The sequence below is a fragment of the Kitasatospora sp. NPDC088391 genome, from assembly GCF_044753345.1.
Taxonomy (GTDB): Bacteria; Actinomycetota; Actinomycetes; order Streptomycetales; family Streptomycetaceae; genus Kitasatospora.
The window spans coordinates 43663-58214 of the sequence record NZ_JBIVNB010000019.1 but is presented as its reverse complement, the minus strand read 5'-3'; the positions used below and the strand labels follow the sequence as shown (position 1 = coordinate 58214).

Sequence of the window (14552 nt, the reverse complement as noted above, 5' to 3'; positions counted from 1 at the left end):
GTTTGTAGGATCAGCGACATCTGGAGCCTCTATCATCTGGCACACGCCGGACAGCCTCCCCGCCTCACCGGGTCATCCCACGAACGAACAGGACTCCCCATGCCCATCGATCGAGCGACCACCGCGGCGGGTGTCCGGTGATCAACTGGTTCAGCGGGGCCGTGCTCGGCCTGGTACAGGGGCTGACCGAGTTCCTGCCGGTCTCCTCCAGCGCCCACCTGCGGGTCTTCTCCGCCCTGGTCGGCTGGGACGACCCCGGCGCGGCCTTCACCGCCGTCACCCAACTGGGCACCGAGTCCGCCGTGCTGATCTACTTCCGGCGCGACATCGGCGCGATCATCAAGGCCTGGACGCTCGCGCTGTTCCGCAAGGAGTGGCGCCGCGACCCCAACGCCCGGCTCGGCTGGTACGTGATCGTCGGCACCCTGCCGATCGGCATCCTCGGCAAGCTGTTCCAGGACACCATCGAGACCGACCTGCGCGACCTGCGGCTGATCGGCACCACGCTGATCCTCTTCGGCCTGGTCCTCGCCGTCGCCGACCGCTCGCGGGCCGTCCGCAACGCCCGCCAGGTCGACTCGCTGACCTTCCCGCACGCCCTGATCTACGGTGCGGCCCAGTCGCTCGCGCTCATCCCGGGCGTCTCCCGCTCCGGCGGCACCATCAGCGCGGGCCTGTTCCTGGGCTACAGCCGGGAGGCCGCCGCCCGGTACTCCTTCCTGCTGGCCATTCCGGCGGTGCTGGCTTCCGGCGGCCTCGAACTGCTGAAGATCGGCGAGGGCCCGGCCCCGGCCTGGGGGCCGACCGTCCTGGCCACCGTGATCGCCTTCGTGGTCGGCTACGCGGCGATCGCCTGGTTCCTGAAGTACATCTCGCACAACAGCTTCATGCCGTTCGTGATCTATCGCGTACTGCTCGGCATCACCATCATCGCCCTGGTCACCGCCGGCGTCCTCGCGCCGGACGCGGGCGCCGCGCACTGACCCGCACCGGTCCCCGGAGGGGGCGGGCGCCCCGGACGATCCCGGGCCGCCCGCCCCCTCCGCCGTTCCCTCCGCCGCCCCCTCCCCTGTTCCCGACCAGCCCCCGAGCAGGCCGGGGGCAGGCCGGGGGCAGGCCGGGAGGCCGCCGGAATCCGCCTGACGGCGGATCGGATCTTTGCTTGGATCGGCGGCATGACTCTCACCTGGAAACTGGTCGTGGACAGCGCCGACGCCCCCACCCTCGCCGACTTCTGGGCCGCGGCCCTCGAGTACGAGGTCGAGGACCCGACCCCGCTGATCGACACGCTGCTCGCCGCCGGCCGGCTGCCCGGGGCCGCCGTGGTCGAGCGCGGCGGCCGCAAGCTGTTCCGCGGCTACGCGGCCGTCCGCCACCCCGAGGACCCGTACGACGGGCAGAGCGGTGTCGGCCGGGGCCGCCGCATCCTGTTCCAGGACGTCACCGAGCCGAAGGGCGGCAAGAACCGGCTGCACATCGACGTCCACTCCGACGGGCGGCTCGACGAGACCGTCGACCGGCTGGAGGCCCTCGGCGCCACCCGGGTCGAGGAGCACGACCAGGGCCCGGCCGGCCACTGGTGGGTGCTGCGCGACCCGGAGGGCAACGAGTTCTGCGTGGCCTGATCAGCCGTCAGCAGCCGTCAGCGGGCGTCAGGAGTACCAGATCAGCAGGCCGTGCCGGTAGCGGGCGGTCCGGTCCAGGTAGCGCCGCAGGTCCGTCCAGTGCGCGGACAGCTGCTCCAGGGCGAACGGGTCGTCCCACATCCGCACGGGGTAGACCTCGGCGGCCGCCAGTTCGGCGGCCGTGACGCCGTCCGCCAGCGCGTCGAACGGCAGCTCGCCCCACTCGTCCAGGGCGGCGGCCAGGCGGTCGGGGGCCAGCAGGCGCGGCGGACCGTAGCCCCAGTCCTCGTCGCCGGGCAGTTCGTCCTCGCCGTCGAGGAGGCAGCCGGACAGCCCGCGCCGAGCGAGCAGGTGGGCCAGCCCGGCCCAGCTCTTCCCGGTGTCGTGGAACCGCAGTTCGGAGGGGCCGCGCCGGTGTTCCAGCGCGGCCTGCTCCTGTTTGAACTCCCTTGCCCAGCCGGGGCTTTCGAGGGCCCGGGCGAACTCCGCCGGGGAGAGCCGGAGGTAACTGCCGACGATGCTCATGCCCGGCATCCTGGCAGTCGCCCGTGACAGCTACTGCGCGCCGCCAGCGGACCTGCGGCGCAGCACCAGCACGACCAGGGCGGCCAGCACCGCGACGCCGGCCAGGCTGCCGAGCACGATCGCGGTGGTGTTCCCGCTGTCGTCCTTCTTCTCCCCCGCACCGGCGGCGGCGGACGGGCCCGCCGACACCTGGGCGGTGAGCGTGGCGCCCGCCGTCGGCTGCCCGGAGGCTGCGGCGGAGGCTCCGGCGGACGCGGACGCGGACCCGGACGGCGCGGCGGCGGGCAGCGGGGTGGCGCCGGCCGCGGCGGGGCGGAGGGCGAGGACCGGGGCCGGGTGCTCGGGCTTGCTGTCGCCCTGCGGGAGCTCGATCCAGCGGTCGGTGTGGCCGTCGGAGTAGTCGACCAGCGTCTTGAACACCACCGTGGTGGCGTCCGGGAGTTGACGGACCTTCACGGTGTACTCGGCGGCGGTGCCGGGTACCAGCGCGGGCCCGGCGACGGTGTAGCCGTCCGCGGTGGCGGTGAGCTTCCAGCCGTCGGGGGCCTTGACCAGCGTGATGTCGCCGGGGGCGAGGCCGGCGGGCAGGGCGACCTTGACGTCGGTGATCCCGGCGGTGGAGGACTCGCCTTCGGCGGAGAAGCCGATCTCGGCGTCGACCGAGAGGGCCTGCGCGCGGGAGGAGTTCACCTCGACGTGGGCGGCGGCGGTGCCGGCCGCGCCCAGGGCCAGGGCCAGCGCGGCTACGGGGACCAGGAGTTGACGGAGGACACGCGATCGCTGCGACATGCGGGGAACACTACCGGTCCCGGGCGGTCAGGCGGCCCCGAACGGCGGCGTGCACCTCGGCCTCCTCGGCCGGATCGGCGGCCAGGCGGCGGAGCCGGTCCAGTACGCGGGCGTCGCCGGTGGTGGTGACGTGCGTGGCGGCGAGCTCGCGGGTGGACTCCTCGCAGTCCCACAGGCACTCGACCGCGGGGCCCTCGCCGAAGTACGGGTCGGTGACGGCGAGCGCCTGGGCGGCGCGGCCGCGGAGTTCGGAGGAGGCGGCCTCGCCGTAGACGTGCCGCAGGGCGGGTACGCCGCTGTGCGCGCGGAGCCGGCCGACGCCGTCGACCAGGCTGCCGAGGGCGGTGCCCGTCACGCCGTTGAGCGAGATCCACTGGTGCAGGGCGGCGACCACGAGCGGGGCGTCGCACGGTTCGCCGGCGTCCGCGAGGAGGCGGACGGCGGCCTGGGCGAGGGCGCTGTCCGCGCCGCCGGTCGCCGGGTCGGCCCAGCGGCGGGCGTGCGCGAGCGCCTCGGGACCTCGCATCCGGCCGAGCAGTTCCAGGGCGGTGTCGACCACGCGGCGGTCGACGTCGCCCGCGGCGGCCTCGATGTGTCCGGCGGCGGCGGCGTCGCGCTGCTCGACCAGGTGGCGGAGCGCGGCGCAGCGGGCGCCGGCCGGGCCGTGCGCGGCGGCCTCGTGCAGCAGCGGCGCGTCCTCCGGGCGGACCACGGCGGTGAGGCAGCGGGCCGCGGCGGCGGCCCGGCGGGCCAGCGACTGCGGGTCGGTGCCCTCGCCCTGGTCGGCCCAGGCGAGGACGTCGGCGGTGGACCAGCCGGGCGTGACGCCGGGGCGGTTGAGTTGGCGCTGCCACAGGTCGAACGGGGACTGCTCGCTCGCGGTGGCGATCCGCGGGTGGTGAGCGGCCCACAGCCGCCAGACCCGGGGTTCGTAGGCGGCGCGGACGGCGGCGCGCAGTTCGGCGTCGCCCTCCGGGCCCTCGGGGAAGTGGCGCAGCACGTCCGGCGCGAGGGCGAGCAGGGCCTCGTCGGTGTCGCGCAGGGCGAGTTCGTCGAGGGCCCAGGCCCAGTTCGTCCCGGCCGCGGCGTAGGCGCGCAGCAGGTCGAGGGCGTCGCGGCGGCCGTAGCCGGCGAGGTGCCCGAGGACGGCGAGGGCGAGGCCGGTGCGGGCCTCGTCGGTGTCGGTGAGGTCCTCGGCCGAGTGGAGGTGGAGTTCGAGGCCGGTGAGGGGGGCCTCCAGCTCCATGTAGAGCCGCGCGTAGTACAGGGAGCGGTTCTCGACCTGCCAGTCGGCGCGGGGGTCGTTGGTCACGCAGCTCTCGACGGCGGCGATCGCCTCGTCACGGTCTGCGGCCAACGCATGCAGCTGCCCGTCCCCGCGGCCTCGCTGCAGGAGGCCGAGGAGGCTGGCGCTGGGCGCTATCACTGGCTCGAACATGAGGTCAGCATCCGTTGCGGCGGTCGTCGTGGCAACGGGATTTCCGTCGCCGGGGTCGGTTGGCACAGCTCAGGCGCCCGGGCGCCGGAATCACCGAAGGTTACCGCCTGGGGGGACGATCTGCACACAGGGCAACGGATTTAGGGTCGTGACCACGTCGAACACCGGTCCGTACGTACCGGATCGACCGATTCCGACCCCTGCGCGGGCCCCCTTCCGGAATGTGACGAGTGTCCTGTTCGAGGTCAGGCGGACCGGGGGGCGGGGAGGACGGCGTGCACCTGCTCGCGGAGTTCGGCGACGGCGGGCAGGGCGCGGTAGCGGGCGGAGAGGCGGTGCATCTCGCGCAGCCGGTCCCAGGTGCGCTTGGAGGAGGTGTCGTTGATCGAGCGGAGCGCGAGTTCGGCCTGGGCCCGGGCGGCCTCGGGTTCGCCGGACAGCCAGTGGATCGAGGCGAGGGTGATCCGGTCGAGCAGCGCGGAGCGCTCCCGGCCGGTGCGCTGGCGCAGCAGGACGGCGCGCTCGGCGTGCCGGAGGGCGAGCGGGACGGCGCCGGGGTCGTGCTCGGCGAGGGTGCGGTAGGCGAGCGCCTGCATGCCGTGCAGTTCGGCCTCGTTGAACAGCTGCATCCAGCTGGGGGCGGGCCCGGTGGTGTCCTGGACGAAGAGCTCCTCGGCCTCGCCGAGGGCCCGGCGGGTGGCCTCGGAGCGGCCGAGCGAGGCGAGCGCCCAGGCTTCGACGGTGCGCAGCATGGCGCGGGTGCGGGGCTGGGCGCCGTCGTCCGGCCGGGCGCCGGCGTTGGCGAGCTGCATGAGTTCGAGGGCGTCGTCGGCGCGGCCGAGGTGGAGCATCTGCCGGGCGGCGCGGGAGACCGCCTCGGCGGCCCGGGGGCGGTCGCCGGCCTCCCGGGCGGCCTGCGCGGCGATGGTGAAGTAGCGCTGGGCGGTGGATTCGAGGCCGACGTCGTGGGACATCCAGCCGACCAGTACGGCGAGGTTGGCGGCGACCGTCCAGAGCCGGCGCTCCAGCAGCGGCGGGTGGCCGTGGGTGAGCAGGCCGCCGACCTCGTTGAGCTGGCCGACCACGGCCTTCCGCTGCAGGCCGCCGCCGCGGGAGGCGTCCCAGGCGCGGAACACGTCGACGGCGTGCTCCAGGGCGGTCACCTCGTCGTTGCCGACCGGGCCGGGTTCGTGGACGTCGAGGACGGGGCGGGGGCCGCCGCCGCGGGGGGCCGGGGGGAGGGGTCGGGGTCCGGGTCGGGCGGCCGCGGCGGCGACCGCGCCGCCGGTGAGCCAGTCGTGCAGGTTGTCGGCGATGACCGCGCCGGCCGCGAGGGCGGCGGAGGCGCCGACCAGTCCGCGTCTGTTCAGCATGAGGTCCATTCCCGTGAACTCGGTCAGGACCGCGGCCGTCCGATCCGGTACCCAGGAATCCTTCGGCGGTGCCGCCGTACTGCCGGACCTGGTGGGCCGGTGTCGTTCGAGACCGAGGTCCTCGGTGGTGACGACACGGCCGAGCCGCTCCGTGAACACGGCGGCCAGCACCCTCGGCACCGGGTCGCGCGGGATCTCGCCGTGCTCGATCCAGCGCCGCACCCGGGAGGTGTCGGTGGACAGCTGCTGCTCGCCCAGTGCCGCACCCCGCCGGTTGACCAGCCGGGCCAGTTCGCCCTTGGACCATCCGGTCAGGGCGAAGTGGTCGGCCAGCCTGGTGTTCGGCCCCTTGCTCACCTGAAGCCCCCAGGTTCCTCGGCTGCGACCGACCCTAGTCGTTCTGTCACATGCCAAGCGACCATTCGCCAGGGTTCGCCAGGGTGCGCTATGTGGTGTGCCAGTGCCGATCGGGTGTCAGGTAGGTATGCGCCACCCCGACCTCGGTCCGGAACGGCCTCCGACCGGCCCCGACCTCGATCGACGGCCCGTCAGGAGCCCCTCCGGGCCCCTCGGTCCGGGGGGTGGCGCGGACGGGTGGCGCGGGGGCGCCGGGCAGGGCGCGGCAGCGGAGCGGACGCACTTCCCCAGGGTGCGGACGCCTCCGGCGGGCCGCTTCCCTACCCGGCGCCCGCACTCCACCCGGCGGCCCGAAACCCTCGTCAACTCCCGGGCCCCGCAGATGCTTTGCCGCCGGCCAGGAAGGACCCTCACCCACTCATGTACTCCACAGCCAGCTCCGGTACCCGCCCGTCGGCCCCGATCGGAGTGGACGGCGCGCCCGCGCGCCAGTCGCGCCCCGGTATGCGCCCGCCGACCGCCGGCGCGGGCCGCCCCGCGCCGCGCGCCGCGGAACTGCGCGACCCGCGCGGACGCACCACCCTGGTGACCCGCCCGATGCCGGAGCAGGGCGGCCGACTGCGGCCCGGCACCGTCCGCGCCCCGGAGGCGTTCGTGGACCGGGTGGACCCGGCGGCCCTGCAGACCCCGGCGGTCCGGGCGGTGCTCGCCAACGTGGCGCGGATATGTCCCGCCTTCCTCCCCCGCCAGGTGCTGCGGGAGGGCAGCCGGCACATCCTGATCGCCGGCACCATCGGCCGGGCGCCGGTGGTGGCGAAGTGCCTGGCCCCGGCGGCGCTGCGGAGCGAGCGCGCGGAGCAGTTGGTGGAGCGCTTCCACCACGAGGTGGCGGTGTACCGGGCGTTCGTGCGGCACCGTCCGCCGGTGCGGCTGCCCCGGCTGGTGGCGGCCGACCACGACCGCTGCGTGCTGGTGCTGGAGCGGGTGCCGGGCCGGCCCGCGGCCCGCGAGCGGCACCCGGTGAACGCGCCGACGCCGGGCGAGGTGCGCGCGCTGCTGGGCGCGGTGCGGACGCTGAACCTGTGGCGGCCGCCGACGGACGTGTTCGGCAAGCCGATGGACTACCAGACCGAGATCGCCCGGTTCCACTCGCTGGGCCTGCTGACCGACCGGGACGCGGGCGACCTGCGCGGCCTGCTGCACGGCCTGGCCTCGACGCCCTGGCAGCTGAACCACGGCGACGCGCTGCTCGGCAACATCCTGCTGGCCCCGTCCGGCCCGGTCCTGCTGGACTGGGAGCAGGCCGGCTGGTACCTGCCGGGCTACGACCTGGCGGTGCTCTGGAGCGTGCTGTCGGGCGACACCGCGGCCCGCCGCCAGATCAGCCAACTCGCCCAGTCCGGCGGCACGCTGGCCCGGGACGCGTTCCTGGTGAACCTGGTGCTGGTGCTGATGCGGGAGCTGCGGCTGCACGACGTGCCGGGCGCCGGCGAGGAGCAGCGGATCATGATCCGCCGGCTGTACGACGACGCGGCGCTGGCCCGCCGCGCGGTCCGCGCGGCGGTCGGGACGCGCTGACCCCCCGTCAGCCGCCCAGCAGGGCCTCGCCGAGGGCGTCCAGCACGACGTCCTCGGCGGGGAGCAGGGCGCGCAGGGCCAGGGTGTCGCGCAGGTGGCGTTCCAGCGGGTGGCGGCGGTCCAGGCCGGCGCCGCCGGTGAGGGTGAGGGCCCGCTGCACGGTGTCGCCCGCGGTGCGGGCGGCCAGCAGTTGGACGGCGGGCGCGCGGTCGGCGGCGGCCGGGTCGGTGTCGGTGCGGACGGCGAGGCCGTGGACGAGTTCCTCGGCGCCGGTGAGCGCGGCGTCCAGCTCGCCGAGCGGGCGGCGGTGCGCGGTGCTGCCGCGGAGCTGTCCGGCGGACCAGTCGAGGGCGGCCCGGGCGGTGCCCAGCAGCACGGCGGCGAGGGCGAGTTGACGCCAGGCCTCGGCGGTGCGGCCGTCCTGTTCGGCCCGTTCCCGGCTGCCGGGGACGCGGGGCAGGACGGCGGCGTCGGCGGCGACCCGGGTGTCGGTGAGCAGCACGTCGTGGCCGGCGGCGGCGCGCAGGCCGAGTTGGTCGGCAGCCGGGTCGATCTCCAGTCCGGCGCTGTCGGCGCGGACCAGGAACAGGCCGGTGCGGGGTCGGGCCTCGGTGGTGCGGGCCTCGACGGCGAGCCAGGCGAGAGCCTCGGCGCCGGGACAGTGCGCGGCGCGGCCGTCGAGCAGCCAGGCGCCTTCGTGCCAGCGGGCGGTGACGGCGGGCCCGCGGTCGGCAGGCCCGCGGTCGGCGGAGGCTCGGGCGGCGGGGGCGGGCAGGGTGCCGACCAGGGCGGGGCCGCGGCGGGACTCGGTGAGCAGCCGCCGGTAGAGCGCGGCGGGCCAGCGCGCGGCGCGGGCCTGTTCGGCGTGGTGCAGCAGGGTGTGCGCGGTGAGCAGCGCGACCGAGGCGTCGCCGCGGCCGAGGCGGGCCAGCACCCGGACGGTGTCGGCGAGTCCGGCGCCGGGGCCGCCGTAGCGGCGGCCGACGGTCAGGGTGAGCAGTCCGGCCTCGTGGACGGTCTCGACGCCCTGGTAGGGGAAGGTGCCGTCGCGGTCGTGCTCGGCGGCGCGGGCGGCGAGCAGGTCGACCACCCGGGGCAGCCGGGCCAGCGCCCGGTCGAGGGCGGCGCGTTCGGTGGCCGCGGGTCCGCTGCCGCCGGGGTCGTCGGCGGGGGCGGCGGTTCCGGGAACGGTTCCGGGAACGGTTCCGGCGGCGGTTCCGGCGACGGGGAGGTTCGGCTGCGCGGCGGTGCGGGGCATGACGGTGGCCTCCGGGCGGGCGGCGTGGGCGGTCGGGCGTCCTGGCTTCGGGTGCTCAGGAGGCCGGACACGCCGCGCCGGCGGTGCGCCGGAGGTCGACGTGCAGACGGCGGGTCAGCAGGGTCAGCGGCGGCCGGGTCATCGCGCGCCTACTGGTCCTGCTGGAACATCTCCGCGGGGAGCGGCTTGAGGAGCTGGTAGAGATCGTCCGAAATCGGTCGGTCCCAGGAGGCGATGGTGACCTGGACGTCGTCGCTGCGGCCGAACTGGGAGCAGTACAGCCGCTCCTCGCTGACCTTGACCTTGCGGACGATCAGCAGGTCGTCGCCGAGCATGACCGGGAAGTCCTCGGCGGAGACGAACTCGACGGGCTCGTCGTTCTCCAGCGCCACCAGCAGTTGGCGGACCTCGAAGGGGACGCCGTCCTCGCTCTCGCGGGCGGGCGATCCCTGCGGGAGGTTGCCGATCAGCATGGCCGGGCCGCGGCCGCCGAGCAGGTCGTAGCGCAGGAAAATGCCTTGGCAGGAACCGTCGGAACCGGTCATGATCATGGCCCCGAACAGGCCGGGCCAGTCGCCCGGGTCCATCGCCAGTACGTCGAAGTCCGGGCCGGCGGGCTGGCCGGAGCGTCGGCGGAGAAATGACATGGGCCCATCGTACGTGGCCGGTGGACCGCGCCGGGCGACCGGGTCCGCGATCAGGCCCGGATCTACGCTCAGGGACCAATGTTGACTCTGAGCAACCGTCCGGGCTACGTTCGGTTCAGCACGACGGCCGCTCCGGGGCGAGATCCACAGGGAGCGGCTTGTCGCAGCGTGCCTTGCGCGCATTCCCTCACTGCGCACGCGGTCGTGTGAACTCAGAGCACCATTTGCTGATTCAATGGTTCTTCCAGACGGTTCCGAGAGCCTGCGGACGACAGTGTCCCCGGTCCTCGCTGCGGTCGACGCACCATCAGGACCAGCACCACGAAAGCCACATAACACAGAAGCCAGGTTCGCGGGGCCCTTGCCGTCGCGCTCGCGGACCTTGCCCGGATCACCGCCGCGTGGGGGCGTGCGGAATCCGGGTTCGGCCCAGCCGGGGAGTAGCTCTTCCCGTACGGGCCACTCCCGTTGCGACGGCTGCCGCACCCCTGTGCGGCACGGGGTGGGAGGGCCCGTCATCGGCGCCGGTGACGGGCAGCACAGCGGGCGCCGTGCCAATACCGCGTGGGGGCGGTTGGCACGGCGTCTGCCTGCTCATACTCTCGGCGACCCTTGTCGGCCAGTCAACAAGTTTCGGCCCATCAGAACTCTTTCGTAACCTGGGTGCATCCCCGCCCGTCACCTGCGCGGGCGCTGTCCGGCGGGGTGTCCGCCAGGTGAACAGCTCGCGACCGGGCGGGTTCCGGACCGGCCGGCGGCGGGGGCCCGGTCGGCGCCCGGGGGCCTCAGGGGCGGAGTTCGCCGTCGCGGGCGCCCAGGACGAACGCCCGCCACTCGGCCGGGGTGAAGATCAGTGCCGGGCCGTCCGGTTCCGAGCCGTTGCGCATCGCGATGTACCCGTCGACGAAGGCGATCTGGACGCCGGTGCCGTCGCCGCCCGCGGACTGCCACTCGGCGCCGCTCACGTCCAGCTCGATCTTGCGCCGGTCGTCCGCGGCCTGTCCCTGCGCCTGCGCCTGCCCCTGTGCGGTCATGCCCGGTGCCCTCCCACGTGCTGCGGTGTGCCGAGTACTGCGGCGTTCGAGCGGCCAGCCTAGCCAGCGCGGGCCGCCCGGCCGGCGGATCGGCCGCGGCGCGCCCCGCCGACGGTGGAGATGGGCCGTTCCGGCCGTGCCGCGCCGACACCTGTGCTATTGGCCCGCTCCGGGCCCCGGCCGGGGTGAGGATGGGTGGTGCGCGGTCAGCCGACGCGCGGTCAGCCACCGACCGGGGAGCAGCCGATGGACCAGCGGGACGGCAGCCGGGCCGACGTCATCCCGATCACCACCGCGCCGTCGGCACCGCCGGTGGGCGCGGCGACGGGCACGGTGCCGGTGCCCGGGCCGGCCGTGCCGCGGCCCTCCCGGCCGGTCGGGCACGGCCGGGTCGGGGTGGTGCTGGTCTCGCACAGCCTGGAACTGGCGGACGCGGCCCGGGCGCTGGCCCTGGCGGAGGCCGATACGGCGGACGCGGCGCCGGTGGCGGCGACCGGCGGCTCGCCGGCCGACGGGCCGGGCGCCAGCGCGCTGCTGGTGGCCTCGGCGGCCCGCCGAGTCGACCAGGGGCACGGGGTGGCGGTGCTGTGCGACCTGGAGGGCGCGGTGCGGACGGTGCTGGCGCTGCTGGCCCGGGCGGACGAGCACGGGCTGCCGTTCCCGGTCCGGTTCGCGGACGCGCCGTTCGTGGAAGGCGCGGTGGCGGCGGTGGCGACCGCGACGGCGGGCGGCGACCTGGCGGCGGTGCTGGACGCGGCGGAGGAGACCGGGCGGCGGCCGAAGCACTGAGCCGCCCCCTCCCCCACGATCCGCCGGGTCCGCCGGGTCCGCCGGGTCCGCCGATCGGTGGACGCGCGGGTCCGCCGCGGGGGTCGGCCGGGGGTGGAGCGGGGCGGGTCCAATAGGTCGGTTCGGCCCCGATTGAGCGGGTTTTCCGCACGCCGGGCGGGTGGCCGCCGCTAGAGTCGGGCGCATCGGCCCGGTGGGGGGATTCCCCGGGCCCGGCGGAGGGGTGGTGCGTACGGATGCGTGTGGTGATCACCGGTGGTGCCGGTTTCATCGGGGCCAATCTGGCAAGGGAGTTGACGTCCCGTCCGGAGGTCGACGAAGTCCGGGTGGTGGACGACCTGTCGACGGGCAGCAAGGCCAACCTGGCGGGCGTCGACGTGACGCTGTTCGAGGGCACGATCCTGGACGCGGCGCTGCTGGACGCGGCCTTCACCGGCGCGGACGCGGTGGTGCACCTGGCGGCGCTGCCATCGGTGCCGCGTTCGGTGGCGGCCCCGCTGGCCAGCCACCACGCCAACGCGACCGGCACCCTGGAGGTGCTGGAGGCGGCCCGCCGCGCGGGCGGCCTGTACGTGGCGGCGGCGTCCTCCTCCTCGGTGTACGGCGCCAACCGGGAGCTGCCCAAGCGGGAGTCGATGCGGGCGGTGCCGATGAGCCCGTACGCGGTGTCCAAGCTCGCCGCCGAGTCCTATCTCGGCGCGTACCACCACTGCTACGGCCTGGGCGTGCTGCCGCTGCGCTTCTTCAACGTGTTCGGCCCGCTGCAGCCCGCCGGGCACGCGTACGCGGCCGTCGTCCCGGCGTTCCTGGACGCGGCGCTGCACGACCGGCCGGTGACGGTGCACGGGGACGGGCTGCAGAGCCGCGACTTCACCTACGTGGGGACGGTCACCCAGGTGCTCGCCGAGGCGGTGCTGCGCCGGGTGGTCTCCGCGGACCCGGTGAACCTGGCGTTCGGGACGCGGACGTCGCTGCTGGAGCTGATCGGTCTGATGGGCGAGGTGCTGGGCGCGCCGGTGGCCGCCGAGCACGTGGGCCCGCGGCCGGGCGACGTCCGGGATTCGCAGGCCGACAACGCGCGGCTGCGCGAGCTGTTCCCCGAGGTGCGGCCGGTGCCGCTGGCGGAGGGGCTGCGGCGCACCACGGAGTGGTTCCGGACGCTCTGAGGCGCGGGCCGCGCGCCGGGGCGCCCCGGCGCGCGGGCGCCGTTACCGGTGCTCCGTCAGTTCGAAGTGCGCCGTGTCGGTTCCGGCCAGCGCGTGCTTGATCCGTTCGTGGGCGCGCTCGTCGAGTTCGGGGAGCGCGTCCGGGGCGAACCAGCCGACCTCGAGCGACTCGTCGTCGTTGACCCGGGCCTCGCCGGAGACCAGGCGGCAGCGGAAGACCAGGTCGAGGTACTGCGAGCGGTCGCCGTTCGGGTACTCGATCATCGGGGTGACGCCGACCTGGACGAGTGCCTCGGGGCGGACGGTCACCCCGGTCTCCTCCCGGCACTCGCGGACCACGGCGTCGGCGGGCTGCTCGCCCGGGTCGAGGATGCCGCCGATCACCGCCCAGCGCCCGTTGTCGGCCCGCCGCCCGAGCAGCACCCGCCCGTCGTCGTCGAGGACCACCGCCGACACCCCGGACAGCCACAGCGGCATGGTGCCGACCACGGAGCGGAGTTCGGCCAGAAACGCAGGAATTCCCATGCGGGGAGCCTAGGCGTTCACGGGGTCGGCGGGGTGGGCGGCAGGGGGCGGGCCGGGGCGCCGACGACGGTGGTGGCCGGGGGGACGTCGCGGGTGACGACGGCGCCGGCGCCGACGAAGGCGGCGCGGCCGACGGTGCGGCCCTGGAGGACGACGGCGCCGGAGCCGACGGTGGCGTCCTCGGCGAGGTGGACGGAGCCGGAGACGTTGGCGCCGGGGTAGACCGAGACCCGGGCGTCGAGGCGGCTGTCGTGGCCGACGGTGGCGTTGTAGTGGACCTGGCCGTGCGGGCCGATCCGGACGCTGCTGGAGAGGTGGGCGCCGCCCATCACCAGGCAGCCGGGGGCGAGTTCGGTCTCCGGGGCGACGATCGCGCGCGGGTGGACCAGGGTGGTGGCGACGCCCCCGGCGGCGTCCAGCAGGGCGGCGAGCCGGGCCCGGACGGCCGGGTCGGCGATGCCGATCAGGTAGGGCGTCCCGGGGGCCAGGGCGGCGGGCCGGGCGACGGGCAGTCCGCGCACCTCTCCCCCGGCGAGCCGGTCGTCGAGGAACCCGGCGACCCCGACGCCCGCGGCGAGCGCCACGTCCAGGGCTTCCCGGCCGACGCCGCCCGCTCCCGCGATCCACAGCATTGCGTGTTCTCCGTGTTCTCCGTGTTGTCCGTGGTGTCGGACGGTCCGTCAGGTCGGACGGTAGCGGGCACGATCGCGGGGCGGGGCACGGTCCGTCCGTGTCCCGCCCCGGTGGATCGTTTCGGCTCAGCCGTGCCGCAGTTCCTCCTGGATCAGGCGGGGTGCGGTGGCGGTGGCCTGCCGGGGCAGCACGATGCGCTGCTGGCCGGCCGCGCCCGCCTCGGCGGGCACCGGGAAGCCGGGGTTGACGCCGCCGGCGGCGGTGATGCCGGTGGGGCGCAGCAGCATCTTCGCGGTGAGGGCGAGGATGCGCAGGTCGAGCAGCAGGCCGCGGTGCTCGATGTACCAGAGGTCGAGTTCGATCCGTTCCGGCCAGGTGATGGAGTTGCGGCCGCGGACCTGGGCCCAGCCGGTGAGGCCGGGGCGCAGGGCGAGGCGGCCGCGCTGGCGGTCGGTGTAGTGGACGACCTGTTCGGGCAGGGTGGGGCGGGGGCCGATGACCCCCATGTCGCCGCGGGCGACGTTCCACAGCTGCGGGAGTTCGTCCAGGCTGGTCTTGCGGAGCAGGGCGCCGAGGCGGGTGATGCGCGGGGCATCGGGTTCGTCCTCGAAGCGTTTGTCGCGCATGGTGCGGAACTTGAGGATGCGGAACTCCTGGCCGTGGCGGCCGGAGCGGGTCTGGCGGAAGATCACCGGTCCGCCCATGGTGGCGCGGATCAGGAGGGCGATCACCAGGCCGAGCGGGACGGCGATGATCCCGGCCAGTGCGGCGACCGCGAGGTCCCCCCCTCGCTTCATTTCTCCCCCAACTGGGTT

The 14552-nt window shown here is 75.2% G+C and carries 16 protein-coding genes; 5 read left to right on the top strand and 11 right to left on the bottom strand.

Translation table 11 applies throughout. From position 1 onward, the window contains the following. The first annotated feature begins 140 nt into the window (after positions 1-140). Positions 141-983: an undecaprenyl-diphosphate phosphatase gene (locus ACIQBJ_RS34325; protein WP_400718667.1), complete on the top strand. Its 843-nt coding sequence runs from the start codon at positions 141-143 to the stop codon at positions 981-983. 192 nt (positions 984-1175) lie between these two features. After that, a complete protein-coding gene (locus ACIQBJ_RS34320) occupies positions 1176-1625 on the top strand; it encodes a VOC family protein (protein ID WP_400718615.1) in 450 nt (149 codons plus the stop codon). Positions 1626-1652: 27 nt separating this feature from the next. On the opposite strand, the gene ACIQBJ_RS34315 is transcribed toward ACIQBJ_RS34320, so the two are convergent. From ACIQBJ_RS34315 to ACIQBJ_RS34300, 4 genes are all read right to left on the bottom strand, one after another. After that, positions 1653-2150, bottom strand: a complete 498-nt coding sequence (locus ACIQBJ_RS34315) for a YfbM family protein (RefSeq protein WP_400718614.1) — start codon at positions 2148-2150, stop codon at positions 1653-1655. Between the two features lie 30 nt (positions 2151-2180). Then, positions 2181-2939: a DUF1775 domain-containing protein gene (locus ACIQBJ_RS34310; RefSeq protein ID WP_400718613.1), complete on the bottom strand. Its 759-nt coding sequence runs from the start codon at positions 2937-2939 to the stop codon at positions 2181-2183. Between the two features lie 10 nt (positions 2940-2949). Further along, a complete protein-coding gene (locus ACIQBJ_RS34305; protein ID WP_400718611.1) occupies positions 2950-4377 on the bottom strand; it encodes a HEAT repeat domain-containing protein in 1428 nt (475 codons plus the stop codon). A gap of 245 nt (positions 4378-4622) precedes the next feature. Further along, positions 4623-6107: a hypothetical protein gene (locus tag ACIQBJ_RS34300; RefSeq protein ID WP_400718610.1), complete on the bottom strand. Its 1485-nt coding sequence runs from the start codon at positions 6105-6107 to the stop codon at positions 4623-4625. 420 nt (positions 6108-6527) lie between these two features. Between ACIQBJ_RS34300 and ACIQBJ_RS34295 the strand changes: the two genes are divergently transcribed. Beyond that, positions 6528-7685 (top strand): aminoglycoside phosphotransferase family protein, encoded by a 1158-nt coding sequence (locus tag ACIQBJ_RS34295; RefSeq protein WP_400718609.1) that lies wholly within the window; start codon positions 6528-6530, stop codon positions 7683-7685. 7 nt (positions 7686-7692) lie between these two features. On the opposite strand, the gene ACIQBJ_RS34290 is transcribed toward ACIQBJ_RS34295, so the two are convergent. The 4 genes from ACIQBJ_RS34290 to ACIQBJ_RS34275 all read right to left on the bottom strand — a co-directional run bounded on the left by ACIQBJ_RS34290 (position 7693) and on the right by ACIQBJ_RS34275 (position 10624). Further along, a complete protein-coding gene (locus ACIQBJ_RS34290; RefSeq protein WP_400718608.1) occupies positions 7693-8943 on the bottom strand; it encodes an acyl-CoA dehydrogenase family protein in 1251 nt (416 codons plus the stop codon). A 55-nt stretch (positions 8944-8998) separates the two neighbouring features. Then, complete coding sequence (locus ACIQBJ_RS34285; RefSeq protein ID WP_400718665.1) at positions 8999-9085, bottom strand: putative leader peptide; 87 nt, start codon at positions 9083-9085, stop codon at positions 8999-9001. Between the two features lie 7 nt (positions 9086-9092). Beyond that, positions 9093-9590, bottom strand: a complete 498-nt coding sequence (locus tag ACIQBJ_RS34280) for a hypothetical protein (protein ID WP_400718607.1) — start codon at positions 9588-9590, stop codon at positions 9093-9095. Positions 9591-10375: 785 nt separating this feature from the next. Beyond that, positions 10376-10624, bottom strand: coding sequence for a DUF397 domain-containing protein (locus ACIQBJ_RS34275; protein WP_400718605.1), 249 nt, complete (start codon positions 10622-10624; stop codon positions 10376-10378). 246 nt (positions 10625-10870) lie between these two features. Between ACIQBJ_RS34275 and ACIQBJ_RS34270 the strand changes: the two genes are divergently transcribed. Further along, positions 10871-11413, top strand: coding sequence for a PTS fructose transporter subunit IIA (locus ACIQBJ_RS34270; protein ID WP_400718603.1), 543 nt, complete (start codon positions 10871-10873; stop codon positions 11411-11413). A gap of 236 nt (positions 11414-11649) precedes the next feature. After that, the gene (locus tag ACIQBJ_RS34265) at positions 11650-12579 is read left to right on the top strand and encodes an NAD-dependent epimerase/dehydratase family protein (protein ID WP_400718601.1); all 930 of its coding nucleotides are present in this window, start codon (positions 11650-11652) and stop codon (positions 12577-12579) included. Between the two features lie 42 nt (positions 12580-12621). Here the strand turns inward: ACIQBJ_RS34265 and ACIQBJ_RS34260 are convergent, their stop codons facing one another. From ACIQBJ_RS34260 to ACIQBJ_RS34250, 3 genes are all read right to left on the bottom strand, one after another. Then, entirely contained in the window at positions 12622-13104 is a 483-nt protein-coding gene (locus tag ACIQBJ_RS34260) for an NUDIX hydrolase (RefSeq protein ID WP_400718600.1), read from the bottom strand. A gap of 17 nt (positions 13105-13121) precedes the next feature. Further along, positions 13122-13736 carry a NeuD/PglB/VioB family sugar acetyltransferase gene (locus tag ACIQBJ_RS34255; protein WP_400718598.1) on the bottom strand — a complete coding sequence of 205 codons (615 nt, stop codon included), beginning with the start codon at positions 13734-13736 and terminating at the stop codon, positions 13122-13124. Positions 13737-13862: 126 nt separating this feature from the next. Beyond that, positions 13863-14534 carry a sugar transferase gene (locus tag ACIQBJ_RS34250; RefSeq protein ID WP_400718597.1) on the bottom strand — a complete coding sequence of 224 codons (672 nt, stop codon included), beginning with the start codon at positions 14532-14534 and terminating at the stop codon, positions 13863-13865. Positions 14535-14552: the final 18 nt, after the last annotated feature.

Bases quoted from the DNA above. Each gene is read 5' to 3' on its own strand.
- ACIQBJ_RS34265 (WP_400718601.1), top strand. From the start codon at position 11,650: ATGCGTGTGGTGATCACCGGTGGTGCCGGTTTCATCGGGGCCAATCTG.
- ACIQBJ_RS34280 (WP_400718607.1), bottom strand. From the start codon at position 9,590: ATGTCATTTCTCCGCCGACGCTCCGGCCAGCCCGCCGGCCCGGACTTC.
- ACIQBJ_RS34310 (WP_400718613.1), bottom strand. From the start codon at position 2,939: ATGTCGCAGCGATCGCGTGTCCTCCGTCAACTCCTGGTCCCCGTAGCC.
- ACIQBJ_RS34295 (WP_400718609.1), top strand. From the start codon at position 6,528: ATGTACTCCACAGCCAGCTCCGGTACCCGCCCGTCGGCCCCGATCGGA.
- ACIQBJ_RS34255 (WP_400718598.1), bottom strand. From the start codon at position 13,736: ATGCTGTGGATCGCGGGAGCGGGCGGCGTCGGCCGGGAAGCCCTGGAC.
- ACIQBJ_RS34290 (WP_400718608.1), bottom strand. From the start codon at position 8,943: ATGCCCCGCACCGCCGCGCAGCCGAACCTCCCCGTCGCCGGAACCGCC.
- ACIQBJ_RS34275 (WP_400718605.1), bottom strand. From the start codon at position 10,624: ATGACCGCACAGGGGCAGGCGCAGGCGCAGGGACAGGCCGCGGACGAC.
- ACIQBJ_RS34320 (WP_400718615.1), top strand. From the start codon at position 1,176: ATGACTCTCACCTGGAAACTGGTCGTGGACAGCGCCGACGCCCCCACC.
- ACIQBJ_RS34305 (WP_400718611.1), bottom strand. From the start codon at position 4,377: ATGTTCGAGCCAGTGATAGCGCCCAGCGCCAGCCTCCTCGGCCTCCTG.
- ACIQBJ_RS34260 (WP_400718600.1), bottom strand. From the start codon at position 13,104: ATGGGAATTCCTGCGTTTCTGGCCGAACTCCGCTCCGTGGTCGGCACC.
- ACIQBJ_RS34285 (WP_400718665.1), bottom strand. From the start codon at position 9,085: ATGACCCGGCCGCCGCTGACCCTGCTGACCCGCCGTCTGCACGTCGAC.
- ACIQBJ_RS34270 (WP_400718603.1), top strand. From the start codon at position 10,871: ATGGACCAGCGGGACGGCAGCCGGGCCGACGTCATCCCGATCACCACC.
- ACIQBJ_RS34250 (WP_400718597.1), bottom strand. From the start codon at position 14,534: ATGAAGCGAGGGGGGGACCTCGCGGTCGCCGCACTGGCCGGGATCATC.
- ACIQBJ_RS34315 (WP_400718614.1), bottom strand. From the start codon at position 2,150: ATGAGCATCGTCGGCAGTTACCTCCGGCTCTCCCCGGCGGAGTTCGCC.